The sequence below is a fragment of the Oceanimonas sp. GK1 genome, assembly GCF_000243075.1.
Classification (GTDB): domain Bacteria; phylum Pseudomonadota; class Gammaproteobacteria; order Enterobacterales; family Aeromonadaceae; genus Oceanimonas.
In genome coordinates this window covers 1,564,967-1,588,510 of sequence record NC_016745.1, presented here as the reverse complement: position 1 = coordinate 1,588,510, position 23,544 = coordinate 1,564,967, and the positions used below count along the sequence as shown (strand labels likewise).

At 59.6% G+C, this 23,544-nt stretch carries 21 protein-coding genes and 2 tRNA genes; 4 read left to right on the top strand and 19 right to left on the bottom strand.

The window, feature by feature from the left end; translation table 11 throughout:
* Position 1 precedes the first annotated feature (1 nt).
* The 14 genes from GU3_RS07580 to rlmE form a co-directional block, all read right to left on the bottom strand.
* On the bottom strand, positions 2-1,501 hold the full coding sequence (locus GU3_RS07580; RefSeq protein WP_014291940.1) for a DUF3375 domain-containing protein: 1,500 nt from the start codon (positions 1,499-1,501) through the stop codon (positions 2-4).
* Between the two features lie 273 nt (positions 1,502-1,774).
* Positions 1,775-2,044 carry a 30S ribosomal protein S15 gene (rpsO, locus tag GU3_RS07575; RefSeq protein ID WP_014291939.1) on the bottom strand — a complete coding sequence of 90 codons (270 nt, stop codon included), beginning with the start codon at positions 2,042-2,044 and terminating at the stop codon, positions 1,775-1,777.
* 113 nt (positions 2,045-2,157) lie between these two features.
* Positions 2,158-3,093 (bottom strand): tRNA pseudouridine(55) synthase TruB, encoded by a 936-nt coding sequence (gene truB / locus GU3_RS07570; RefSeq protein ID WP_014291938.1) that lies wholly within the window; start codon positions 3,091-3,093, stop codon positions 2,158-2,160.
* 1 nt (position 3,094) lies between these two features.
* Positions 3,095-3,499 carry a 30S ribosome-binding factor RbfA gene (gene rbfA, locus GU3_RS07565; RefSeq protein ID WP_014291937.1) on the bottom strand — a complete coding sequence of 135 codons (405 nt, stop codon included), beginning with the start codon at positions 3,497-3,499 and terminating at the stop codon, positions 3,095-3,097.
* Between the two features lie 73 nt (positions 3,500-3,572).
* Complete coding sequence (gene infB, locus GU3_RS07560) at positions 3,573-6,284, bottom strand: translation initiation factor IF-2 (RefSeq protein WP_014291936.1); 2,712 nt, start codon at positions 6,282-6,284, stop codon at positions 3,573-3,575.
* Positions 6,285-6,303: 19 nt separating this feature from the next.
* Positions 6,304-7,806, bottom strand: a complete 1,503-nt coding sequence (nusA, locus tag GU3_RS07555; RefSeq protein ID WP_014291935.1) for a transcription termination factor NusA — start codon at positions 7,804-7,806, stop codon at positions 6,304-6,306.
* 14 nt (positions 7,807-7,820) lie between these two features.
* Complete coding sequence (rimP, locus tag GU3_RS07550; RefSeq protein WP_014291934.1) at positions 7,821-8,279, bottom strand: ribosome maturation factor RimP; 459 nt, start codon at positions 8,277-8,279, stop codon at positions 7,821-7,823.
* Positions 8,280-8,458: 179 nt separating this feature from the next.
* Positions 8,459-8,535, bottom strand: a tRNA-Met gene (locus GU3_RS07545).
* A 58-nt stretch (positions 8,536-8,593) separates the two neighbouring features.
* Positions 8,594-8,680, bottom strand: a tRNA-Leu gene (locus GU3_RS07540).
* 6 nt (positions 8,681-8,686) lie between these two features.
* A complete protein-coding gene (gene secG / locus GU3_RS07535; protein WP_014291933.1) occupies positions 8,687-9,022 on the bottom strand; it encodes a preprotein translocase subunit SecG in 336 nt (111 codons plus the stop codon).
* A 218-nt stretch (positions 9,023-9,240) separates the two neighbouring features.
* Positions 9,241-10,569 carry a phosphoglucosamine mutase gene (gene glmM / locus GU3_RS07530; protein WP_014291932.1) on the bottom strand — a complete coding sequence of 443 codons (1,329 nt, stop codon included), beginning with the start codon at positions 10,567-10,569 and terminating at the stop codon, positions 9,241-9,243.
* On the bottom strand, positions 10,566-11,408 hold the full coding sequence (folP, locus tag GU3_RS07525) for a dihydropteroate synthase (protein WP_014291931.1): 843 nt from the start codon (positions 11,406-11,408) through the stop codon (positions 10,566-10,568). The genes glmM and folP overlap by 4 nt, the downstream gene beginning before the upstream one ends.
* 76 nt (positions 11,409-11,484) lie before the next feature.
* Positions 11,485-13,431 carry an ATP-dependent zinc metalloprotease FtsH gene (gene ftsH / locus GU3_RS07520; protein WP_014291930.1) on the bottom strand — a complete coding sequence of 649 codons (1,947 nt, stop codon included), beginning with the start codon at positions 13,429-13,431 and terminating at the stop codon, positions 11,485-11,487.
* Positions 13,432-13,475: 44 nt separating this feature from the next.
* A complete protein-coding gene (rlmE, locus tag GU3_RS07515; protein ID WP_014291929.1) occupies positions 13,476-14,105 on the bottom strand; it encodes a 23S rRNA (uridine(2552)-2'-O)-methyltransferase RlmE in 630 nt (209 codons plus the stop codon).
* Positions 14,106-14,190: 85 nt separating this feature from the next.
* Between rlmE and yhbY the strand changes: the two genes are divergently transcribed.
* Complete coding sequence (yhbY, locus tag GU3_RS07510; protein ID WP_014291928.1) at positions 14,191-14,487, top strand: ribosome assembly RNA-binding protein YhbY; 297 nt, start codon at positions 14,191-14,193, stop codon at positions 14,485-14,487.
* Between the two features lie 134 nt (positions 14,488-14,621).
* Positions 14,622-15,221: a PilZ domain-containing protein gene (locus tag GU3_RS07505; RefSeq protein ID WP_148265869.1), complete on the top strand. Its 600-nt coding sequence runs from the start codon at positions 14,622-14,624 to the stop codon at positions 15,219-15,221.
* An 18-nt stretch (positions 15,222-15,239) separates the two neighbouring features.
* Here the strand turns inward: GU3_RS07505 and greA are convergent, their stop codons facing one another.
* The 4 genes from greA to grpE form a co-directional block, all read right to left on the bottom strand.
* Positions 15,240-15,716 (bottom strand): transcription elongation factor GreA, encoded by a 477-nt coding sequence (gene greA, locus GU3_RS07500; RefSeq protein WP_014291926.1) that lies wholly within the window; start codon positions 15,714-15,716, stop codon positions 15,240-15,242.
* A 149-nt stretch (positions 15,717-15,865) separates the two neighbouring features.
* The gene (gene dnaJ, locus GU3_RS07495) at positions 15,866-16,996 is read right to left on the bottom strand and encodes a molecular chaperone DnaJ (protein WP_014291925.1); all 1,131 of its coding nucleotides are present in this window, start codon (positions 16,994-16,996) and stop codon (positions 15,866-15,868) included.
* Positions 16,997-17,084: 88 nt separating this feature from the next.
* A complete protein-coding gene (gene dnaK / locus GU3_RS07490) occupies positions 17,085-19,010 on the bottom strand; it encodes a molecular chaperone DnaK (protein ID WP_014291924.1) in 1,926 nt (641 codons plus the stop codon).
* A gap of 122 nt (positions 19,011-19,132) precedes the next feature.
* Positions 19,133-19,744, bottom strand: coding sequence for a nucleotide exchange factor GrpE (gene grpE / locus GU3_RS07485; RefSeq protein WP_014291923.1), 612 nt, complete (start codon positions 19,742-19,744; stop codon positions 19,133-19,135).
* Positions 19,745-19,929: 185 nt separating this feature from the next.
* On the opposite strand from grpE, the gene nadK reads away from it, so the two are divergent.
* Both nadK and recN read left to right on the top strand, forming a co-directional pair.
* Positions 19,930-20,814, top strand: coding sequence for an NAD(+) kinase (gene nadK / locus GU3_RS07480; RefSeq protein WP_014291922.1), 885 nt, complete (start codon positions 19,930-19,932; stop codon positions 20,812-20,814).
* A gap of 157 nt (positions 20,815-20,971) precedes the next feature.
* Entirely contained in the window at positions 20,972-22,642 is a 1,671-nt protein-coding gene (recN, locus tag GU3_RS07475; RefSeq protein WP_014291921.1) for a DNA repair protein RecN, read from the top strand.
* A gap of 65 nt (positions 22,643-22,707) precedes the next feature.
* Here the strand turns inward: recN and udp are convergent, their stop codons facing one another.
* The gene (gene udp / locus GU3_RS07470; RefSeq protein ID WP_014291920.1) at positions 22,708-23,466 is read right to left on the bottom strand and encodes a uridine phosphorylase; all 759 of its coding nucleotides are present in this window, start codon (positions 23,464-23,466) and stop codon (positions 22,708-22,710) included.
* Positions 23,467-23,544: the final 78 nt, after the last annotated feature.

Genomic DNA, 23,544 nt, shown 5'->3' with positions numbered 1-23,544 from the left:
GTCAAAACTCCCAGTCGATATCGCTGACGTCCTGCGAACTCAACGTCAGATACGGCAATGAAAACAGCCAGCGACGCTGGTCTTCATCCAAAACTTCAAACTCCTGCGGCTGACTCAGATCTATCTCAACACCAGCTTCTCTGGCCATACCCAACCAGAGCGCGAAGGTTTCCAGATCATGTTCTGGTGGCAGGTGTTGAGCAATTTCCACCAGCGTCAAAGGCTTACCCTGCTCAGCAAGAAGCTGGAGCGTCTCCCGGATCAGGGTTTCACGATCAAGGCCATTGAGCGCATCCCAGAACTCCGCATCAAGATCACTCAAATCAGCCCGATGTCGAGAAAGATCCAGGGCTTGCTGATCGATATTTTCAATCGCTTTAAAACGCAGTCGCTCCGGCAATGGCGTTTTCGCCAGCGCCACGCCCACAGGTGGCAAAGGTACAGGCTCACGGCGGTTGGCGCGAGGCTGCCAGTCCAGCTCCAGCGCCTGATTCATAATCTCATTCAAGAGCTGGCCAACCCTGTGATGTTCTGCCGCCAGGCCGGTTTTGAGGAAGCCTTTCACATCCCGCTCACTGCGCGCCCGCGCCTGGAGCACAGCCTGACTCTCTTTGACCAAACGAGACGGCAACCAGCGAAGGTTTTTGCTTTGGTTCGGTTCAAGCGCTTTATTCGCTGAAGGGTGGCTTAAGATCAGGCGTAAGCGATCACGCATTCGATCCAGTTCACTGCTTTGGCGTAGCTGCTGCTGAAAACTGTCGAACACCCGGCCCTCGGCGGTATGAAGCAGCGCCTCCTGACCATCCAGAAGGTGATCGACAATCTCACCACGATGCAGTTGTTCCGACATAATCGACTGGCGCAAGTTACGGTCCGCCTCGCGCCAGGAGTCCTCGACACGGCGAAAATCGGTGCGCAACGCCGTGGCCAGGCCATACACTTCACGAATACGCTCCACGGCTTCCGCCTCACTCAGTACAGGAATATCACCGGATTGCGCGGCCTTCAGCTCTTGCTGCAACTGCTGAATACGGGATTCAAGGGAGGCAATACGACTGGCGGGGTTTGGGTTCAAACCCATTTCAAGATTTTCAATTTCACGCTGCACCACAGAAAGGCGCGAAGCAGTGGAAGTCATGATGCGGTTATCGAGTGAATCAATAAAGCGGATGGCAGCACCCAGCGCATCTGTTGCATACAGGCGTTGAGCACGTTCAATCACCAGGCCACGCTTAATCCATTCGCGCAGATCCCGTCCGGCTTGCAGGCGGGTATTATCCGGTTCGATTTCATATTCATCCTGGACTGCATATTCAGCCAGCATGCTTGAAAGCGCCTGCAGAGCGTCTTCTTCAGCGATACCATCATCAGCCTGTTCAAACAGACTACTCAAACACCCCAGGATAAGCGGTGCTCGACGCGAAGCCAGCAACACCCAGGCCGGATTTTGCCTGCGGGCAGACACATATTTCTGAGTGCGTTGTAATGCCGTTTCATCCATGGAAAGCCCTGCCTCTCAGTAAGGTGGCTTCAGGCTACTCCATGTCGCCAGGGGTATCCAGCAGGTGAATCAGTGAAGGGCGCTCAATATTCTGGGATTCGCGCTGTTCCTCCCAGCCTTGGCTACTACAGTCCGCCTTGCTTGACTTACAGTTGGTAGGTTGGGACAAGTCCCAACATTTCGGTCGCATTTGCCGCGCATAACCCCCGGCCTACAGAACAGGCAAACAAAAAGGGAGCCGAAGCTCCCTTTTTAACAAGGCTTTGGAGTCGATTAACGACGCAGGCCCAGCTTTTCGATCAGGGCACGATAGCGCTCTACGTCCTTGCGCTTCAGGTAGTCCAGCAGGCTGCGACGCTGGGATACCATGCGCAGCAGGCCGCGACGGCTGTGGTGATCATGGATGTGCTGCTTGAAATGGCCCTGCAGGTGGTTGATCTGGGCGCTCAGCAGAGCTACCTGCACTTCGGGAGAGCCGGTGTCGCCTTCGCCACGGGCGAATTCGGCAACGATCTGGGCTTTGGTTTCAGCATTTAGTGACATTGTGTCTACTCCAAATAACATGAATGAATTCCAGCCGATCACTAATTCAGCCGGAAGGAAGCACGGCATTCTACCAGCAACGCCGCACTTGGCAACCTGAAAATGCGCCCGTGTCAGCGCACCAGCCGGCGCGGCGCCACCTTGCCGTCGTCGTCGATTTCACCGACGCCGACAAAGCGGTGGTCTTCCCCTACCGTCATGCGCACAAAGCCCTCGAGGGGCGCACCCGCTACCTGTACCGCCTGGCCGTGCAGCAGGTAGCCGGCCACCAGCTCCGACAGGTTCACCTCGGGCAGGCTCTGCACCGCGGTGTCCATCGGCAGCAGCAGTGGATCCAGCTCCAGTCGGGGAGAAATGTCGTTAGCCTTGCAGTTGTCGAGAATGCACTGCAACTGCTCCAGGGTCAGCATGCGCTCCGCCGGGTAACCGGCCACCGCCAGCCGGCGCAGCATGGTGACGTGGGCACCGCAGCCCAGCCGTTCACCCAGGTCGTCGACAATGGTGCGAATGTAGGTGCCCTTGCTACAGTGGATTTCCAACTCCACCTCGTCCCCTTCAAAGCGAATGAGCGTGAGCTCAAACACCGTGATCGGCCGGGCTTCCCGGGGCACGTCAATGCCTTCCCGGGCGTACTGGTACAGGGGCTTGCCCTGGTACTTGAGCGCCGAGTACATGGACGGGATCTGCATGATGTCGCCGCGGAAATGATCCAGGGCGTCAATCAGCTCGCCGGCAGATACCTTCACCGGCCGGGTTTCCACCACTTCGCCATCGGCGTCGCTGGTGTCGGTGCGCTCGCCCAGCTTGGCGATCACCCGGTAGCGTTTATCGGCATCGAGCAGGAACTGGGAGAACTTGGTGGCCTCACCCAGGCAGATCGGCAGCATACCGGTGGCCAGGGGATCCAGGGCGCCGGTGTGGCCGGCCTTGGCGGCGGCATAGATGCGCTTGACCTGCTGCAGCGCATCGTTGGAGGTGATGCCCGCCGGCTTGTCGAGCAGCAGAATGCCGTCTACCTCACGGCCGCGAAAACGTCGCTGACGGCCCATCTCAGTCCTGCTCCTTCTCGTCTTCGTCATGACGGCCGGCGCTGCGGCGCTTGTCTTCTTCCACCGTGCTCGACACCAGGGTGGAGATGCGCATGCCTTCCACCAGACTCTGGTCGTACACAAAGCGCAGCTCGGGGGTCACCCGCAGGCGCATGGCCTTGGCCACCAGACTGCGGATATAACCGCTGGCGTCCTTCAGGGCTTCCATGCCCTGCTCCACCCGCTCGGCGTCGTTGTCGAGAAAGGTCACAAAGACCTTGGCATAGTTGAGGTCCCGGGACACTTCCACCCCGGACACGGTGACCATGCCCAGGCGTTCGTCTTTGATTTCCCGCTGCAGGATCACCGCGACTTCTTTTTGCAGTTCCTGACCTACCCGGCGGGTACGGCTGAATTCTCTGGCCATTGCTTTTTCCAAGACAAAGGGGGCCCCAGAGGCCCCCGTTGATTACTGTGTTCAGACGTGGTTCACGGCGGCCTTACAGGGTGCGCTGTACTTCCACAATCTGGTATACCTCGATCTGGTCGCCCACACGTACGTCGTTGTAGTTCTTCACGCCGATGCCGCATTCCATGCCGTTACGCACTTCCTGAACGTCATCCTTGAAGCGACGCAGGGATTCCAGCTCGCCTTCGTAAATCACCACGTTGTCGCGCAGTACGCGGATCGGGTTGCTGCGCTTGACCACGCCCTCGGTGACCATACAGCCGGCGATGGCGCCAAATTTGGGCGAGCGGAACACGTCACGCACCTGGGCCAGACCAATGATCTCCTGCTTGAACTCGGGAGCCAGCATGCCGGTCATGGCCTGCTTCACTTCGTCCAGCAGTTCATAGATCACACTGTAGTAGCGCAGATCGATGTCTTCCGCTTCGATCATCTTGCGGGCAGAAGCATCGGCACGCACGTTGAAGCCCAGAATGATGGCGTTGGAGGCCGCTGCCAGGCTGGCGTCGGTCTCAGTAATGCCACCCACGCCGGAGCCCACGATCTTCACCTTCACTTCGTCGGTGGACAGCTTCATCAGCGAGTCGGAGATCGCCTCGATGGAGCCCTGTACGTCCGCCTTCAGCACCAGGTTGACCTCGGCCACCTCGCCTTCGCTCATGTTGGCAAACATGTTCTCCAGCTTGGCCTTCTGCTGGCGGGCCAGCTTGACTTCGCGGAACTTGCCCTGGCGGTACAGCGCCACTTCCCGGGCCTTTTTCTCGTCCCGTACCACGGTGGCTTCGTCACCGGCGGTCGGCACGCCGGACAGACCCAGAATCTCTACCGGAATGGACGGACCGGCGGATTTTACTTCGCGGCCCAGTTCGTCCTTCATAGCGCGGACCCGGCCGTATTCCAGACCGCACAGTACGATGTCGCCCTGATGCAGGGTGCCGTCCTGAACCAGCACGGTGGCTACCGGGCCACGGCCCTTGTCGAGACGGGATTCGATCACCACGCCGGAAGCCATGGCATCGTATACCGCGGTCAGTTCCAGTACCTCGGCCTGCAGCAGAATGGCTTCCAGCAGCTCGTCGATGCCGTCACCAGTCTTGGCGGAGATATGAACGAAGATGTTCTCGCCGCCCCACTCTTCCGACATCACGCCGTGCTGGGACAGTTCGCTCTTGACCCGATCCGGATCCGCTTCCGGCTTGTCCATCTTGTTCACCGCCACGATCAGCGGGACTTCCGCCGCCTTGGCGTGCTGAATGGCTTCAATGGTTTGCGGCATGACGCCGTCATCGGCCGCCACCACCAGTACCACGATGTCGGTGGCCTTGGCACCGCGGGCCCGCATGGAGGTAAAGGCCGCGTGTCCCGGCGTATCCAGGAAGGTGATCATGCCGTTGTCGGTTTCTACATGGTAGGCACCGATATGCTGGGTAATGCCACCCGCTTCGCCGGAGGCCACCTTGGTACGACGGATGTAGTCGAGGGTCGAGGTCTTGCCGTGGTCAACGTGACCCATGATGGTCACCACCGGGGCGCGGGACTTGCGTTCGGCGTCGGTGTCACGGTCGGACAGCACCCGCTCTTCCAGTTCGTTTTCCCGGCGCAGCACTACCTTGTGACCCATTTCCTCGGCCACCAGCTGGGCGGTTTCCTGGTCGATCACCTGGTTGATGGTGACCATGGCGCCCATCTTCATCATCGCCTTGATGACTTCAGTGCCCTTGACCGCCATACGGTTGGCCAGCTCGGCCACGGTGATGGTTTCACCGATTTCCACGTCGCGGCTCACCGGCTGGGCCGGCTTCTGGAAGCCGTGCTTCATGGACTTGGGCGTCATCACCTTGGCACGCTTGCCCTTGCGCTGACGCTCGGCACGGCTTTCCCGATCTTCACGGTCTTCCTTCGACTTGCCACCCTTGCGCTTCTTGCCACCGGTGCGACGGGCTTTTTGCTCCTCGCTCTGGTCGGCTTCGTCTTCCGCGGCACGAGCGTGCTGGTTGGTGGTGACGTGATAATCGGCGTCTTCCGGCTTTTTGGCCGCTTCTTCGGCCCAGCGCTTCTCGTTTTCTTCTGCCAGCCGGCGTACTTCTTCCGCCTTTTGCTGGGCTTCCAGCTCGGCTTTGCGCAGAGCTTCCTCTTCGCGCTGTTTCTTCAGGTTTTCCGCTTCGCGCTTGGCCATTTCGTCCGCCTTTTTCTGCTCTTTGCTCTGGGGCTTGGCTGCCCCCTGCTCGGTGTTTTTCTGAGCTTGCAGCTGAGCCTGACGGGCTTGGTGTTCCGCTTCACGCTTGGCTTTTTCTTCCGCTTCGCGCTTGGCTTTTTCTTCCGCCTCACGCTTGGCTTGTTCTGCTGCTTCTCGTTGGGCCTGTTCTTCGGCCTCGCGGCGCGCCTGAGCCTCGGCTTCCTGGCGCGCCTTTTCTTCTGCTTCCCGCTGCTGTTCTTCCAGCGCGTCACGTCTTACGTAAGTGCGCTTTTTGCGCACTTCAACCTGCACTGCCTTGTTCTTGCCGCCGGCCCCCTGAACACTCAGGGTGCTGATGGTCTTGCGCTGCAGGGTCATCCGTTTGGGTTCATTATCGTCATTGGCGCCATGCTGCTTTTTGAGATAAGCAAGCAGGGCGGCCTTTTCAGTTTCGGAAACGGTGTCGTTGCCGGATTTCTCCATGCCCGCTTCACGAAACTGCTGGATCAGACGATCAACCGGCGTGTCGATGTCACTGGCAAGTTGCGTCAATGATACTTCTGCCATTCATTTACCTCCGATGATCTTAATCTTCGTTCTGCTCTCCGAACCAGCAGATGTTACGGGCAGCCATGATGAGTTCGCCCGCCTGGGCCTCATCCAGACCGTCAATACCGTCCAGGTCGTCAATGCCCTGTTCTGCCAGCTCTTCCAGATTCGAAACACCGCGGGCGGCCAGCTGATAGGCCAGCTCGCGGGTCATGCCGGACAGCCCCAGCAGATCCTCTGCCGGCTCTACCCCTTCAAAAGACTCTTCCTGGGCCAGCGCCTTGGTGGTCAGCGCATCCTTGGCCCGGCTGCGCAATTCCTCGACGGTGTCTTCGTCCAGGCCTTCCACACTCAGCAGTTCGCTAACCGGTACGTAGGCGATTTCTTCCAGGGTGGAGAAGCCTTCACCCACCAGCAGAGCAGCAAAGTCATCGTCGATGTCCAGGTTGTCCACGAACAGGGTGATGATCTTGTCATTCTCGGCCTGGTGCTTCTGCTGCAGGTCTTCCACCGTCATCACGTTCAGCTCCCAGCCGGTGAGCTGGGACGCCAGACGCACGTTCTGACCATTGCGACCGATGGCCTGGGCCAGGTTGCCGGCTTCCACCGCGATGTCCATGGAGTGGGCATCTTCGTCCACGATAATGGACGCCACATCCGCCGGGGCCATGGCATTGATCACGAACTGGGCCGGGTTGTCGTCCCACAGCACGATGTCCACCCGCTCGCCACCGAGCTCGCCGGACACCGCCTGCACCCGGGCGCCACGCATGCCCACACAGGCACCGATGGGATCGATGCGGCGGTCGTTGGTCTTGACCGCAATCTTGGCCCGGCTGCCCGGATCCCGGGCGGCGGCCATGATTTCAATGATTTCCTCGCCGATTTCCGGCACTTCAATGCGGAACAGCTCTTTCAGGAACTCGGGATTGGAGCGGCTGACGAACAGCTGGGCGCCACGGGCTTCGGGACGGACTGCATAGAGCAGACCGCGCACCCGGTCACCGGAGCGGAACGACTCGCGCGGCAGCAGATCTTCGCGGAAGATCACCGCCTCGGCGTTGTTGCCCAGATCCAGGATCACGTTGTCGCGGGTGGCCTTTTTCACCACACCGGTGATGATCTCGCCTTCCTGATCCTGGAACTGCTCCACCACCTGCATGCGCTCGGCTTCGCGCACCTTCTGCACGATCACCTGCTTGGCGGTCTGGGTGGTGATGCGGTCAAAGGTAATGGATTCGATTTGATCCTCGACATAATCGCCGACTTCAATCTCGGGTTCGTCGATCTGGGCCGCTTCCAGGGTGATTTCCCGGTAGGGGTTGGTCAGGGATTCCTGATCCGCCACCACCTGCCAGCGACGGAAGGTATCGAAATCGCCGCTTTTGCGGTCGATGGCTACCCGTACCTCGATGTCGCCGTCGTATTTTTTCTTGGTGGCGGTGGCCAGCGCGGTTTCCAGCGCCTCAAAGATTTTTTCGCGAGGCACCGCCTTTTCGTTGGAAACGGCGTCTACAACCAGCAATATTTCTTTATTCATGTCCGATGGCCTCGTCAGTCAAAGTTCGGAACCAGATTTGCTTTTTGAATGTTGGCGTAGGCCACAGGAAATTCCTGGCCATTCACCTCCAGCCGGACCATGGTGTCATCGGCCGACACCACAATGCCCTTGAGTTTGCGGCGGTTGTTCACAGCCATGCGCAGCGCCAGCTCGGCTTCCTGACCGATGATGGCCTGGTAGTGGGCCGGTTTGAACAGAGGTCGTGCGAGCCCCGGGGATGAGACTTCCAGATCATACTCGGTGGAAATGGGATCTTCCACATCCAGCACGGCACTGACCTGCCGGCTGACTTCCGCGCAGTCATTCACATCGATGCCGTTTTCATGATCGATGTACAGGCGCAGGGTCGAGTGCCGGCCGGCGCGAACAAACTCGAGCCCCAGCAGTTCAAAGCCCAGTGCCGCTACCGGCTCACTGAGCATTTCGGTCAATCGTTGTTCCAATGTAGCCAAAGCTACCCCCCTTCAAAAACAAAAAAAGGGCTCGCAGCCCAGTAATAGTTGCATCGGCCATGCCGGTGCCAAAGTTCAGATAACAAAAAGCCCCGATGTTCAAATCGGGGCTATTCACCTGGACCCTGATTGTCGCCTCGCAGCGACCATTCATCGTGAGCAGACGATGAACGTGAAATTGGTTGCGGGGGCCGGATTTGAACCGACGACCTTCGGGTTATGAGCCCGACGAGCTACCAGGCTGCTCCACCCCGCGTCCGAAATCGTGCGAGATTATAGTCAAATTGAGTTCAATTCTCAACCTGTCTATAAATTGGTGCCGAGAGCGGGACTTGAACCCGCACGCCCATACGGGCACTACCCCCTCAAGATAGCGTGTCTACCAATTCCACCACCTCGGCAAAACTTTAATTGGGTACGTCGCTGCCGTTGGTCACCGGCACGTCACCCTGAACAGGAGCTTCAACCACTTCGGGAACCGAAAGGTCTTCCCACTCGCTGCTCTGCTTGGTGCTGTGGGTAGAAAGATTACCCAGCACCAGGCTTACTACAAAGAATCCGGCGGCCAACAGTGTGGTCGTTCTGGTCAGGAAGTTGCCCGACCCGCTGGATCCAAATACCGTATTGGATGCACCCGCTCCAAAGGAGGCGCCCATGTCAGCGCCTTTTCCTTGCTGTATCAGCACCAGGCCAATCAGGGCCAGCGCGATAAGCAGGTACACCACCAAAAGAATCTCGTACATTTTCGCTACCTTTGGTTGGCGCTTGCGTCCCGGGGCGGTCTGCCCTTGGGAGCGGGGCTAATACTAGCGACAGCCCCTGCGGGATACAAGCGCAATTTTAAAAAAATTATCCAAGTGCATAAAAAGCCGGCAAAGCGATGATTCAACAACCGTTTTTGTCGTGGGCTGTGAGGAGAGAAGAGAGCATTGCCCCTCTCCCCCTTCTCTCCTCACCAAGCTCAGGCCGGGATCGCTTCGGCAATATGCTCGGCCAGACGACGCACCTGCACCTTGTCGGCCCCTTCCACCATCACCCGGATCAACGGCTCGGTGCCCGACTTTCTCAGCAACACCCGGCCATTGCCGGCGAGCTCGGCCTCGGCGGCGGCCACCCGTCGCTGTACTTCCTCATCAATCAGCGGATCGGTACCGGCGGCAAAACGCACGTTCACCAGCACCTGAGGGAACAGGGTCAGCCCCGCCCGCAGTTCGGCCAGGCTGCCGCCCTCGGTGACCAGGGCCCGCAGCACCTGCAACGCCGCCACGATGCCGTCACCAGTGGTATTGTGATCCAGGCTGATGATATGACCGGAGTTTTCACCGCCCAGCTTCCAGCCATGCTCCTTGAGCAGCTCCATGACGTAGCGGTCCCCGACTTTGGCCCGCCTGAAGGGAATATCGAGCCGTGCCAGGGCCAGCTCCAGCGCCATGTTGCTCATCAGGGTGCCGATCACACCGCCATTGAGGGTGCCCTGGCGCTGGGCGTGGCGGGCAATGATATACAAAATTTCGTCGCCATCCACCAGGGCGCCGGTGTGATCCACCATGGCCAGGCGGTCGCCGTCACCGTCAAAGGCAATCCCCAGATCCGCCCCATGCTCCACCACCGCGGCCTGCAGCGCCGCCGGCGCGGTAGAGCCGACCCGGTCGTTGATGTTGAGACCATTGGGCTGCACCCCGGTACGAATAACGCGGGCACCCAGCTCCTCAAACACCGCCGGGGCGATGTGGTAGGTGGCGCCGTGGGCACAGTCCAGCACGATGCTAAGGCCGTCGAGGTGCAAGTCCGAGGGAAAGGTGCTTTTGCAGAACTCGATATAGCGACCGGCGGCATCGTTTATACGGCTGGCCTTGCCCAGCTGATCCGAGGAGACACAGTCCATGGGCTGATCGAGCAGCGCCTCGATGGCCAGCTCCACTTCGTCGGGCAGCTTGGTGCCGTCGTGAGAGAAAAACTTGATGCCGTTGTCATAATAGGGATTGTGGGACGCGCTGATCACAATGCCCGCCTCGGCCCGAAAGGTGCGGGTGAGGTAGGCAATGGCCGGGGTCGGCATGGGGCCGAGCAGCGCCGCCTGCAGACCAGCCGCGGACAGCCCCGCTTCCAGCGCCGACTCCAGCATATAACCGGAAATACGGGTGTCCTTGCCAATCAGCACCTTTTTGGTGCCGGTCTGCGCCAACACCTTACCCGCGGCCCAGCCCAGTTTCATCACGAATTCCGGAGTGATGGGGTACTCACCGACCCGGCCACGTACACCGTCGGTTCCAAAATATTTTCTGCTCATGCACTTTGTTCCTGATACTGTGCCGCCTTTCGCCATACACGAAGGGCATCAACCATGTCCTTAACATCATGAACCCGGACTATCTGGGCTCCCTGGGCCACCGCAAACAGATGCGCGGCCAGGGTGCCGGCCAGGCGTTCGTTGACCTCGCGATTGAGCAGCTGGCCCAGCATCGATTTGCGGGACATGCCCACCAGCAGCGGCAGTCCGAGCCGGTGCAGCTCACCGAGTCGGCCCAGCAGTTCATAGTTGTGCTCCAGCGACTTGCCAAAGCCATACCCCGGATCCAGGCAAACGCGTTCGCGGGGAATGCCCGCCGCCTCGCAGACCGCCAGCCGCTGTACGAGAAAATCAGCCACCTCGGCGGCCACATCGTCATAGTCCGGCGCCTGCTGCATGGTACGGGGCTGCCCCTGCATGTGCATCAGGCACACGGCGGCCCCGCTGGCAGCGGCCACTTCCAGCGTGCCGGGCTCGCGCAGGGCACGAATGTCGTTAATCAAATCGGCGCCGGCCCTGACCGTTTCGCGCATCACCACTGCCTTGCTGGTATCCACGGAAATCCAGCAGTCCAGTTCGGCTCTGAGCCGCTCCACCACCGGCACCACCCGGTCCAGCTCTTCCTGCTCCACCACCTCATCGGCACCGGGGCGGGTCGACTCGCCGCCCACGTCAATCATGGTGGCACCGTCGGCGACCATTTGCAGGGCATGACGCAGGGCCGCATCCTGGCTGTGATAACGACCGCCATCGGAAAAAGAGTCGGGAGTGATATTGAGTATGCCCATCACCTGGGGCGTGGAGAGATCCAGCGTTCTGGATGCGGAAGATAACAACATGAAATGACCTAATCCTAAAACCTAAAAAGTGAAAAGCCCCGGCAAGCATGGCCGGGGCTTAATTTATCACAAAAAATCAGTGGCTGGTGGCGTCACCGGGCTTGTTCAGATCGGGAGACGACGCTTTTTTGTCATCGCGCTCTTCCTGCTGGTCGCCGGTGCCGGCGGCCGGGCCCTGAGGCTTGTCACCGTGTTCGTCCTTCCAGTCGGCGGGCGGACGAACGTCCCGACGCGCCATCAGATCGTCAATCTGGCGGGCATCAATGGTTTCGTACTTCATCAGGGCATCCTTCATGGCATGCAGAATATCAATGTTGTCATTGAGGATCTGCTTGGCCCGGTTGAAGTTGCGCTCGATCACCTGCTTGACCTCGGCATCAATCAGCTTGGCGGTCTCGTCGGACATGTGCTTGCTCTTGGCCGCACTACGCCCCAGGAACACCTCACCCTCCTCTTCCGCATACAGCAGGGGGCCCATTTTTTCGGACAGTCCCCACTGAGTCACCATCTTGTGGGCGATTTCAGTGGCCCGCTCGATGTCGTTGGAGGCACCGGTCGTGACCTTGTCGAAACCATAAATGATTTCTTCCGCCAGACGGCCGCCGTACAGGCTGGAAATCATCGACTCCAGGTGCTGCTTGCTGTAGCTGAAGCGATCCTGCTCCGGCAGGTACATGGTGACCCCCAGCGCGCGGCCACGGGGAATGATGGATACCTTGTACACCGGATCGTGCTCGGGCACCATGCGGCCGACGATGGCATGGCCGGCCTCGTGGTAGGCGGTCATCTCCTTCTCGGACTCGGACATCACCATGGAGCGGCGCTCGGCCCCCATCATGATCTTGTCTTTCGCCTTTTCAAATTCTTCCATCGACACCAGTCGACGACCGCTGCGGGCGGCAAAGAGAGCAGCCTCGTTGACCAGGTTGGCCAGGTCGGCGCCGCTGAAGCCGGGCGTACCGCGGGCGATCAGTGAGGGCTCCACATCGTCACCCAAGGGCACACGACGCATGTGTACCTTGAGGATCTGTTCACGGCCACGGACATCGGGCAGGCCAACCACGACCTGGCGATCGAAGCGGCCCGGACGCAGCAGCGCCGGATCGAGCACGTCGGGACGGTTGGTGGCGGCAATAACAATGACGCCTTCATTGCCTTCAAAACCGTCCATTTCCACCAGCATCTGGTTCAGGGTCTGTTCACGCTCATCGTGACCGCCGCCGAGACCGGCGCCACGCTGGCGACCCACGGCGTCGATTTCATCGATAAACACGATACAGGGGGCGGACTTTTTGGCCTGCTCGAACATGTCGCGTACCCGGGAGGCACCCACACCCACGAACATTTCCACGAAGTCGGAGCCGGAAATGGTAAAGAAGGGCACCTTGGCTTCGCCGGCAATGGCCTTGGCCAGCAGGGTTTTACCGGTACCGGGCGGACCCACCAGCAGAATACCGGTCGGAATGCGGCCACCGAGTTTCTGGAAGCGGCTGGGATCACGCAGGTAATCCACCAGCTCCTTCACGTCTTCCTTGGCTTCATCACAGCCGGCCACATCGGCGAAGGTGGTTTTCACCTGGTCTTCGCTCATCAGCCGCGCCCGGCTCTTGCCGAAGGTCATGGCGCCCTTGCCGCCACCGCCCTGCATCTGACGCATAAAGAACACCCAGACGCCAATCAGCAGCAGCATGGGGAACCAGGAAATGAAGATGGACGTCAGCAGGCTCGGCTCTTCCGGCTTCTCGCCCACCACCCGCACATTGTTGTTGAGCAGGTCGTTAAGCAGCTGAGGGTCTTCGGAAGGCATGATGGTAGTGAACCGGTCACCGCTACGCTTGACGCCGTTGATGGTCTGGCCGTCCATACGCACTTCACGGATCTGGCCCTGGGCCACTTCCTGCACAAAGGTGGAATAATCCGTCTGGCGGCCGGACGGTTCACCGGGGCTGAAGCTCTGGAATACCGACATCAACACCACGGCAATGACCAACCACAGGATCAAGTTTTTCGCCATGTCACTCAAATTACTAACCTCACCGGCTGACAGTTTATGACTGAAACAGGGTACTACAGTTTAAAACCTGTAGCCACAATGTAGACTTCACGGGATCTGGGCCGCGAAGAGTCTGGTTTTCTTACCTTGACCGTAGCAAAAGACCGGCGTACTTCGCCGAGAAATTCATCAAATCCGGCCCCCTGAAACACTTTGACCACAAAACTGCCCCTGGGTGCCAATACTTGCCGGCACATGTCCAGCGCCAGTTCCACCAGATACATGGCCCTGGGCTGGTCCACCTCGGGGGTACCACTCATGTTGGGCGCCATGTCCGACAGCAGCACATCGACCTTGTCGTCCCCTACCCGCTCGAGCAGCGCATTCAGCACCGCTTCTTCCCGAAAATCCCCCTGCAGAAAGTCGACCCCGGCAATGGGGTCCATGGGCAGAATGTCACAGGCGATAACCTTGCCGCCCTGGCCCACCTGTTCGGTGGCGTACTGGCTCCAGCCGCCCGGGGCGGCGCCGAGATCCACCACCGTCATGCCAGGGCGCAGCAGCTTGTCACGCCCCTGCAGCTCTTCCAGCTTGAACACGGCACGCGAGCGCAGGCCCTTTTTTTGCGCCTGTTGTACATATTTGTCATCAAAATGCTCTTTCAGCCAGCGGGTGGAGCTGGCCGAGCGTTTCTTTTTGCCCATTAATTTATCGCTCTGCTATTACCATTAGTGCCTAGATGGGGGTACAATGGTCCCCTTTCAACCTGATTAACCGAAGCATTTTGCAATGACCCTGAATAATAAGCAAAGACAATACCTGAAAGGACTGGCCCACAGCCTGAAGCCGGTGGTATTGCTTGGTCAGCATGGCCTGACCGAAGGCGTGCTGGCAGAGATCGATCTGGCCCTGAACCACCACGAACTGATCAAGGTGAAGGTCGCCGCCGAAGACAGGGACGTCAAGAAGCTTGTCATGGACGCCATCGTGCGAGAAACCGGCGCGGTCAAGGTACAGACCATTGGTCACATTCTGACCATTTACCGCCAGAGCGAGCAGAAAAAAATCGCCCTGCCCAGGGGCTGAGTGCTCCTCCCTTCGCCGCGAAGTCCCTGCGGGCTTCGCGGGTCTGCCTTCCGCGACCTTCCCCTTATTACTTTTTACTCACGCCCGCCCCCCAACGCCTAATCTTAAAAGAATCACTTTCGGCGTCGGTGCCTATGCCTCAACGATACCTTGACGATGAAGAGCTGGCGATGCTCAGCGAGCTGTTTCGCGAAGAGCACACCAGCGACCGCCAGACCCTGTCCATTACCATGGACGAGGCACTGTTTGCATTGCTGTCCGGCGCCACGGGCCTGGAGCTGAAACTGGAGCTGAACGGTACCGAGTTGACCTTTCCGATCAGCCTGAACCCGTCCCGCCCTGCCGGGGAAGAAGCAACCATCACCGCCCCCCGCATTATCGATTTGGCCGGTAAGACTGGCCGCCGCGCCTGGCGCCTGCCCAGACCCAGAGGGCTGCAACTGCTGACCCCGGACGGCCGGCCTTTGCCCGCCAACATTCGGGATCTGTCCATCAACGGCATGCGCCTGGTTTCGGACTCTTCCCTGTTTGAGGAGCAAACAACAAAACCGGTCTTGCTAAAGCTGGATGACGATCAACAACTGCCGCTGACCCTGAAACGGGTCAAGGAGCGACATGGAGAGCGGGTATGGGTAACGACGGTGCAGTTCGAGCTGGGCATGGCCGACCGGCTGACGCTGTCGGAGTTCGTGTTTCGCGGTTTTCTGGAAAATGTGGAGCAGGAGCGGCCCTGAACGGCCGCTCCCAATCACTTACAGATACTCGACCTTGATGATCTCGTATTCCACTTCACCGGCCGGGGTCTTGACCACGGCCACGTCGTCTTCTTCCTTGCCGATAAGGCCACGGGCAATGGGCGAGTTGACCGAAATCAGGTTGGCCTTGATGTCGGACTCGTCGTCTCCCACGATGCGGTAGGTGATTTCCTGCTCGTCATTGACCCGGAACAGGGTCACGGTGGCACCGAAAATCACCTTGCCGTTGTTCGGCATGCGGGTAATGTCGATGATCTGAGCGTTGGACAGCTTGGCTTCAATTTCCTGGATGCGCCCTTCACAAAAACCCTGCTGCTCACGGGCCGCATGGTATTCGGCATTTTCTTTCAGATCGCCGTGCTCACGGGCTTCGGCAATGGCTTCAATAATCTGGGGACGGCGCACGGACTTGAGATGGTCCAGCTCTTCACGCAGCTTTTGCGCGCCGCGTATGGTCATCGGTGTTTGATTCATCATGGAAACCCGGTTCCTTTCGAACAACAAAATAACAAGAGCCCTGCCGGAACAGGGCTCAAATCGTTTGGGTATTTAAGTGGCTCAATGCGACTGCAAGGTGCCGCCGAACGCCGGTTTAATCACCGACTCAGCCTAATACAGCGGGCTCAGCGGGTCAAATCGTCAAAAAACCGCTTCACCCCTTCAAAGAAGCCTTCCGACTTGGGCCTGTGCTTCTTGGCCGCGGAGCCGCCACAGGAGACTTCGAGCTGGCGCAGCAGCTCTTTCTGCTCCTCGGTCAGGTTAACCGGGGTCTCAATATAGACCTTGCATACCAGATCCCCGAGCTGACCGTTGCGGGCCGAACGCACGCCCTTGCCCTTGAGCCGGAACATGCGGCCGGTCTGGGTTTCGGCCGGAATTTTCAGCTTGACCCGGCCGTCCAGGGTCGGCACTTCCACCTCGCCACCCAGGGCGGCCGAGGTAAAGCTGATGGGCACCTCGCAGTAGAGGTTGTTACCATCGCGTACAAAGATGTCGTGCTCACGCACGTGCATCTGTACATAGAGGTCACCGGCCGGCGCCCCGGACTCGCCCGCTTCACCCTCACCGGCCAAGCGAATGCGATCGCCGGTGTCCACGCCCGCCGGAATCTTGACCGACAGGGTTTTGGTTTTCTGGTAGCGGCCTTCACCATGGCATTTGGTGCAGGGATCACTGACGATTTTGCCCTTGCCCCGGCAATGGGGACAGGGCTGCTGCACGGTGAAAAAGCCCTGGCGCATCTGTACCTGACCGTGGCCATGACAGGTGGGGCAGGTCTTGGCCTGAGTGCCGGGCTTGGCGCCGCTGCCATCGCAGACGTCGCAACTGGCCAGGGTAGGCACCTTGATCTCTTTGGTCACGCCCCTGACCGCCTCTTCCAGGGTCAGCTCCATGTTGTAGCGCAGATCCGAGCCCCGGGCGGCGCGTTGCTGCCGGCCCCGGCCACCGCCGAAGATGTCGCCGAAGACGTCACCGAAAATATCACTGAAGTCGGCACCGCCGCCAAAGCCCCCATGGCCCTGCTGACCGTTGACCGCATCATGGCCAAACTGATCGTAGGCGGCCCGCTTCTGAGCGTCGGTGAGCACCTCGTAGGCCTCGGTGGCTTCCTTGAACTTGTCGGCCGCGTCGGCATCGTCCTTGTTGCGATCGGGATGATACTTCATCGCCATGCGCTTGTAGGCTTTCTTGATTTCGCGCTCGTCGGCTCCCTTGGAGACGCCAAGCACTTCATAATAATCTCGTTTCGACATAGCTTGCGTGTTTACCTGCTGATTAACACAAAGGCGGGCGTTGGTAGCCCAACGCCCGCACTGTCAGCGTCTGTGCGCCGGGGTGGCCTTACTTCTTGTCGTCTTTGACTTCTTCAAACTCGGCATCCACCACGTCGTCATCGGCTTTCTGCTTGCTGCCGGCGTCCTGGGCACCCGCATCCTGGGCCTGGGACTGCGCCTTGGCCTGGGCGGCTTCCATCAGCTTCTGGGACGCTTCCAGCAGCGCCTGCTGCTTGGCCTCGATCTCGGCCTTATCTTCGCCGCGCACGGCGGTTTCCAGGGCGCTCAGGGCAGATTCGATGGCGCTCTTGTCATCGGCGGCCAGGGCGTCACCGGCTTCTTCCAGCTGCTTGCGGGTGGCGTGAGCCAGACCATCGGCCTGGTTGCGCGCCGCCACCAGCTCCTCGAACTTCTTGTCTTCGGCGGCGTTGGCTTCGGCGGCCCGCACCATGGCGTCGATCTCTTCCTCACTCAGACCGGAAGAGGCCTGAATGGTGATCTTCTGCTCCTTGCCGGTGTCCTTGTCCTTGGCAGACACGTGCAGAATGCCGTCGGCGTCGATGTCAAAGGTCACTTCGACTTGCGGCAGGCCGCGCGGCGCCGGACGAATGCCTTCCAGGTTGAACTGGCCCAGGGACTTGTTGTCGGCGGCCCGCTTGCGTTCACCCTGAATGACGTGAATGGTCACGGCAGACTGGTTGTCTTCGGCGGTGGAGAACACCTGGGACTTCTTGGTCGGAATGGTGGTGTTCTTTTCGATCAGCGCCGTCATCACGCCGCCCATGGTCTCGATACCCAGAGACAGCGGGGTCACGTCGAGCAGCAGCACGTCCTTCTTGTCACCGGACAGCACGGCGCCCTGAATGGCGGCACCCACGGCCACGGCTTCATCGGGGTTCACGTCCTTGCGCGGCTCCTTGCCGAAGAAGTCGCTCACGGCCTTCTGCACCAGCGGCATGCGGGTCTGACCGCCCACCAAAATCACGTCGTCGATGTCGGACACGGACAGGCCGGCATCCTTGAGCGCGGTGCGCACCGGATCCAGAGACTTCTTGACCATGTCCTCCACCAGGGATTCCAGCTTGGCCCGGGTGACCTTGATGTTCAGGTGCTTGGGACCGGACGCATCGGCGGTGATGTAGGGCAGGTTCACTTCGGTCTGCTGGGCAGAAGACAGCTCGCACTTGGCTTTTTCGGCGGCTTCCTTCAGGCGCTGCAGGGCCAGCATGTCATTGCGCAGATCAAAGCCCTGCTCACGCTTGAATTCTTCCACCAGGTAGGTGATCAGACGGTTGTCGAAGTCTTCCCCACCCAGGTGGGTGTCGCCGTTGGTGGCCAGCACTTCAAAGGTCTTTTCGCCGTCCATGTCATCGATTTCGATGATGGAGATATCAAAGGTACCGCCACCCAGATCGTAGACCGCCACCTTGCGATCCCCCTGAGCCTTGTTCACGCCATAGGCAAAGGCCGCGGCGGTAGGCTCGTTGATGATGCGCTTGACGTCCAGACCGGCAATGCGGCCGGCATCCTTGGTGGCCTGACGCTGGGCGTCGTTGAAATAGGCCGGCACGGTAATAACGGCTTCGGTCACCGGCTCGCCGAGGTAGTCTTCGGCGGTTTTCTTCATCTTCTTCAGCACTTCAGCGGAGATCTGCGGCGGTGCCATTTTCTTGTCTTTGGCTTCTACCCAGGCATCACCGTTGTCGGCCTTGACGATGCTGAACGGCATGATCTTGATGTCGCGCTGTACTTCTTCGTCTTCAAAGCGACGGCCGATCAGGCGTTTGATGGCGAACAGGGTGTTTTTGGGGTTGGTCACCGCCTGGCGCTTGGCCGGCTGACCTACCAGGGTTTCGCCATCGTCGGTGTAGGCGATGATGGAGGGAGTGGTGCGGGCACCCTCGGCGTTTTCAATGACCCGTGGAGTATCCCCGTCCAGGATCGCAACGCAGGAGTTGGTGGTACCCAGATCGATGCCGATGATTTTACCCATAGAATCCTCTCTTGATAGTGCTAATTCGGTAACAAGCGTTTTGATATTTCGCGTTAACGTCTATATGTGGCTGTCGGTTTGGGCTTTCAAGACGACGGTCACATTTTTTTATGAAGTGCGGCTCAGGCCTGAGTGTCGATGGCCGGCCCCTTGGCCACCATGACCATGGCAGGACGCAGCACCCGGCCGTTGAGTTCATAGCCTTTCATCATGACCGCCAGCACCGCATTGGGCGCCACTTCGTCACTTTCCACCATGCTCATGGCCTGGTGTTTATTGGGATCAAAAGGCTGGCCCTTGGGGTCGATTTGCTCGACGCCGAACTTTTCAACCGCGCTCAGCAGCGATTTCAGGGTCAGTTCCACCCCTTCGTGCACCGCCTTGAAGGCGTCACTTTCATCACTGGTATGTTCGATGGCCCGCTCCAGGCTGTCGATCACCGGCAGCAGTTCGCCCACGAATTTTTCCAGGGCAAACTTCTGTGCCTTTTCCACGTCCTGGGCGGCGCGACGACGAATGTTTTCCATCTCGGCCACGGCCCGCAGGGCACTGTCTTTTTCCATTTTGGCGCTGTTTTCGGCAGCGGCCAGCTTTTGCTCCAGCTCGGCGACATAAGCCGCATCGGGCTGCACGGTTTCCTGCTGCTCGGACTGGCCCGCGTCAGTGACGGCCCCTTGCTCCTGCTCAAGCGCTTCGGACTGCTCCGTCTCAACCTGATTGTGCTTGCTGCTCATGGTGTCTCCCGTGTGTATCAATCAACTTGGAGCCTATATGGGGGCAGTCACCCTCTTTTCAAGAGCACAAGCTCACAGACTTGCATTCACTCCGGTAGCGCTTGGGCAACACTCTGATTAGAATGGCGATTACTGACTCACACCACGCAATGCAGGCCGCCTTGCCAGCCCCCGGACAGCTATTTATGGAAACCGACTTCAAGACCATCGCCCTTATCGGCAAACCGGATCACCAGGGGGCCAACCAGACCCTGGTGGCGCTGTACCGTTACCTCTCCGGACTGGGTCTGAACGTGGTGATCGAACACCGGGTGGGCGAACAGCTGGGGCTGGCACAGGCCGAGCTGCTGGAAATGGTGGAGCTGGGCGAGCGCGCCGATCTGGCCATTGTGGTGGGTGGCGACGGCAACATGCTGGGCTCGGCCCGCGTACTGTCCCGCTTTGATGTGGCGGTGGTGGGCGTAAACCGGGGCAACCTGGGTTTTCTGACCGATCTCTCCCCCGACAGCTTTGAGCAACCGCTAGAACGGCTGCTGAGCGGCGACTACCAGACCGAGCACCGTTTTTTACTGGAAGCCCAGGTACACCGCCACGGCCAGCTCAAGGCCAGCAACACTGCCATGAACGAGGCGGTGCTGCATCCGGGCAAAATCGCCCACATGATCGAATTCGAGGTCTACATCAACGGCCACTTCATGTACAGCCAGCGTGCCGACGGCATGATAGTGGCCACCCCCACCGGCTCCACCGCCTATTCTCTCTCTGCCGGCGGCCCCATCCTCACCCCCAATCTCAATGCCATTACCCTGGTGCCCATGTTCCCCCATACCCTGAGCTGCCGGCCCATCGTGATCGACGCCGACGCCCAGGTAAAAATGGTGCTGTCCCCTGCCAACAAGAGCGAGCACATGCTGGTCAGCTGTGATGGCCATGTGTCGCTGGCGGTACAGCCGGGCGACGAGATCCACATCAACAAGAGCCCGCACCGGCTGAAACTGCTCCACCCCCGCGGCCATAGCTACTTTGAAGTGTTGCGCAGCAAGCTCGGCTGGGGCAGCAAACTGTTTTAACCCCGTGAGGAGTGAGGTGCTGAATGTGAGGCCCCCTCACTCCTTACACCTCACCTCTTACGTCTTACGTCTTTCCTCTCACGCCCATCTTGCACTGTATAAAACAACAGTATACTGTATTCCCATACAGCATTGTTTTTTGTTGCGGGGAATCACCATGTTGCTTCAGCTCACCATCAGCAATTTTGCCATCGTTTCCTTTCTTGAGCTGGACCTGCGCCGGGGCATGACCAGCATTACCGGCGAAACCGGCGCCGGCAAATCCATCGCCATTGATGCCCTGGCACTGGCCCTGGGCGAACGAGCCGATGCCGACTCGGTGCGCCCCGGTGCCGACAAGGCCGACATCAGCGCCCGCTTTCGCATCGACAAACTGCCCAGGGTCAAGGCCTGGCTGTGCGAGCAGGAGCTGGACGAGCAGGATGAATGCATACTGCGCCGTACCCTGAGCCGGGAAGGCCGCTCACGGGGCTACATTAACGGCACCCCGGTTCCCCTGTCGCAACTCAAGGCCCTGGGGGCGCTGCTGGTCAACATTCATGGCCAGCATGCCCACCAGGAGCTGCAAAAACCCGATCACCAGCGCGCCCTGCTCGATGCCTATGCCGGCCACCACCAGTTGCTGGGCCAAACCAGCCAGCATTATCAGCACTGGCGCCAGCTGAGCAACGAACGCAAGCAACTGCAGGCCGAGCAGGAAAAATGGCAGGCCGAACGCCAGCTGCTGGAATACCAGGTGGCCGAGCTTGACGAGCTCAATCTGAGCCAGGACGAATTCCCCGAGCTGGAAGCCGAGCACAAACGGCTCTCGAACGGTGCCGAGCTGGTGCACGACTGCCAGTTGGCGCTCAACATACTGGGTGATAACGACGAAACCAATGCTTTGCAACTGCTGCGCCAGGGGCTGAAGACCCTGAGCGAGCTGGTCACCATGGACTCGCAGCTGAACCCGGCATTGGAAATGGTGGAAAGCAGCCTGATCCAGCTGGAGGAGGGGCACAGCGAGCTGGGCCGCTATCTGGACCGGCTGGAACTGGATCCGGAGCGCCTGCACGAGGTGGAAAGCCGCATGACCAGAGTGATGGATCTTTCCCGCAAACACCATGTGCCCGCCGCCGACCTGTTCGGCTTTCATCAGCAGCTCAAGGCCCGGCTGGCCGACATGGCGCAGAGCAGTCACAGGCTGGAAGGACTGGATGAAGAAGTGGAGCAGGCCCGGGAAGACTTTGTGCAGGCCGCCGAGCGGCTTAGCCAGAGTCGCCAGCGTTACGCCCAAGCCCTGAACAAACAGATCACCCAGAGCCTGCATCAGCTCAGCATGGAAAAGGGCCGGTTTGAAATACAGGTGAATGCCGATACCAGTGCCGGTTTTTCACCCCTGGGGATTGACCGGGTGGAGTTTCTGGTCAGCACCAACCCGGGCCAGCCCCTGAGCCCCCTGGCCCGGGTCGCCTCGGGGGGCGAGCTGTCGCGCATCAGCCTGGCGATCCAGGTGATCACCGCCCAGAAAGTGGAAACCCCGACCCTGATTTTCGACGAGGTGGACGTGGGTGTCAGTGGCCCCACCGCTGCCGTGGTGGGCAAACTGCTGCGCCGCCTCGGCGAGTCCACCCAGGTGCTGGTGATCACTCACCTGCCCCAGGTAGCGGGCAACGGCCACCAGCACTTTTTTGTCAGCAAGAGCAGCGATACCGACAATACCGAAACCCGTATGCAGGAGCTGGATGAGCAGCACCGCCTGCATGAGCTGGCCCGTTTGCTGGGAGGCAACCGCATTACCGACAACACCCTGGCCAACGCCCGGGAACTGCTGGTATGTGAAGGCTGAGATGAAAGACGGAAGACGTTTTACGTTCAACGTCTAACCTCTTCCGTCTAACTAACGGGCTGTTTTTACACCAGCCGACGAGCGGCACTCACCACAATATCGATGGCTTTTTGCTCGGTCGCCTGCAGGGTGCTGTCGTCGGGCATTTCCTGCTGGGTACGGTTGACAATGACCCCGGCCACACAACCGGCCTTCAGTCCCTGGCTGGCACACATGGTAAACAGGGTTGCCGACTCCATCTCGTAGTTCAGCACGCCCATCGACTGCCATTCCTTCATGCTGCCCTGAAACCGGCGCAGCACGCGAGCCGAGTGGGTGTCGTAGCGCTCCTGCCCCGGGTAAAAGGTGTCCGACGAGGCCGTGATACCCACATGAGGTGCCACCCCCTGTTCCCGGGCCGCATCTACCAGGGCACAGGTACAGTCAAAATCCGCCACCGCCGGAAACTCCGGGGGAGCAAAATGACCACTGGCGCCGTCGAGACGCACCGCTCCCGTGGTCACGATAATATCCCCCACCGCCACCTGGGGCTGAATGGCACCCGTGGTGCCCACTCGCAAAAAAGTCCGCACCCCCAGCTGGGCCAGCTCCTCCACCACAATAGAGGTAGACGGGCCACCGATACCGGTAGAGCACACCACCACCGGCTTGCCATCCAGCTCGCCCAGCCAGGAGGTGAACTCACGCTTGCTGGCCAGGGGCCTGGGATTGCCAAGACTGCGCGCGATCCGCTCCACCCGCTCCGGATCTCCCGGAACAATCGCCACCGTGGCGCCCTGCAGATCTTTATCGGTCACGCCCAGATGAAAAACGTGTTTGGTCATAACGAGCTCCCCAACCGAGTACATTAACCCCGCATACTAAGTCAGCCGGCCTCAAATCACCATGCCTGTTCGCCGGAA

What these genes read in the sequence shown, in the direction of transcription:
- GU3_RS07580 (WP_014291940.1), bottom strand. Translation starts at nt 1,501, where the DNA reads ATGGATGAAACGGCATTACAACGCACTCAGAAATATGTGTCTGCCCGC.
- rpsO (WP_014291939.1), bottom strand. Translation starts at nt 2,044, where the DNA reads ATGTCACTAAATGCTGAAACCAAAGCCCAGATCGTTGCCGAATTCGCC.
- truB (WP_014291938.1), bottom strand. Translation starts at nt 3,093, where the DNA reads ATGGGCCGTCAGCGACGTTTTCGCGGCCGTGAGGTAGACGGCATTCTG.
- rbfA (WP_014291937.1), bottom strand. Translation starts at nt 3,499, where the DNA reads ATGGCCAGAGAATTCAGCCGTACCCGCCGGGTAGGTCAGGAACTGCAA.
- infB (WP_014291936.1), bottom strand. Translation starts at nt 6,284, where the DNA reads ATGGCAGAAGTATCATTGACGCAACTTGCCAGTGACATCGACACGCCG.
- nusA (WP_014291935.1), bottom strand. Translation starts at nt 7,806, where the DNA reads ATGAATAAAGAAATATTGCTGGTTGTAGACGCCGTTTCCAACGAAAAG.
- secG (WP_014291933.1), bottom strand. Translation starts at nt 9,022, where the DNA reads ATGTACGAGATTCTTTTGGTGGTGTACCTGCTTATCGCGCTGGCCCTG.
- glmM (WP_014291932.1), bottom strand. Translation starts at nt 10,569, where the DNA reads ATGAGCAGAAAATATTTTGGAACCGACGGTGTACGTGGCCGGGTCGGT.
- folP (WP_014291931.1), bottom strand. Translation starts at nt 11,408, where the DNA reads ATGTTGTTATCTTCCGCATCCAGAACGCTGGATCTCTCCACGCCCCAG.
- rlmE (WP_014291929.1), bottom strand. Translation starts at nt 14,105, where the DNA reads ATGGGCAAAAAGAAACGCTCGGCCAGCTCCACCCGCTGGCTGAAAGAG.
- yhbY (WP_014291928.1), top strand. Translation starts at nt 14,191, where the DNA reads ATGACCCTGAATAATAAGCAAAGACAATACCTGAAAGGACTGGCCCAC.
- GU3_RS07505 (WP_148265869.1), top strand. Translation starts at nt 14,622, where the DNA reads ATGCCTCAACGATACCTTGACGATGAAGAGCTGGCGATGCTCAGCGAG.
- greA (WP_014291926.1), bottom strand. Translation starts at nt 15,716, where the DNA reads ATGAATCAAACACCGATGACCATACGCGGCGCGCAAAAGCTGCGTGAA.
- dnaJ (WP_014291925.1), bottom strand. Translation starts at nt 16,996, where the DNA reads ATGTCGAAACGAGATTATTATGAAGTGCTTGGCGTCTCCAAGGGAGCC.
- dnaK (WP_014291924.1), bottom strand. Translation starts at nt 19,010, where the DNA reads ATGGGTAAAATCATCGGCATCGATCTGGGTACCACCAACTCCTGCGTT.
- grpE (WP_014291923.1), bottom strand. Translation starts at nt 19,744, where the DNA reads ATGAGCAGCAAGCACAATCAGGTTGAGACGGAGCAGTCCGAAGCGCTT.
- nadK (WP_014291922.1), top strand. Translation starts at nt 19,930, where the DNA reads ATGGAAACCGACTTCAAGACCATCGCCCTTATCGGCAAACCGGATCAC.
- recN (WP_014291921.1), top strand. Translation starts at nt 20,972, where the DNA reads ATGTTGCTTCAGCTCACCATCAGCAATTTTGCCATCGTTTCCTTTCTT.
- udp (WP_014291920.1), bottom strand. Translation starts at nt 23,466, where the DNA reads ATGACCAAACACGTTTTTCATCTGGGCGTGACCGATAAAGATCTGCAG.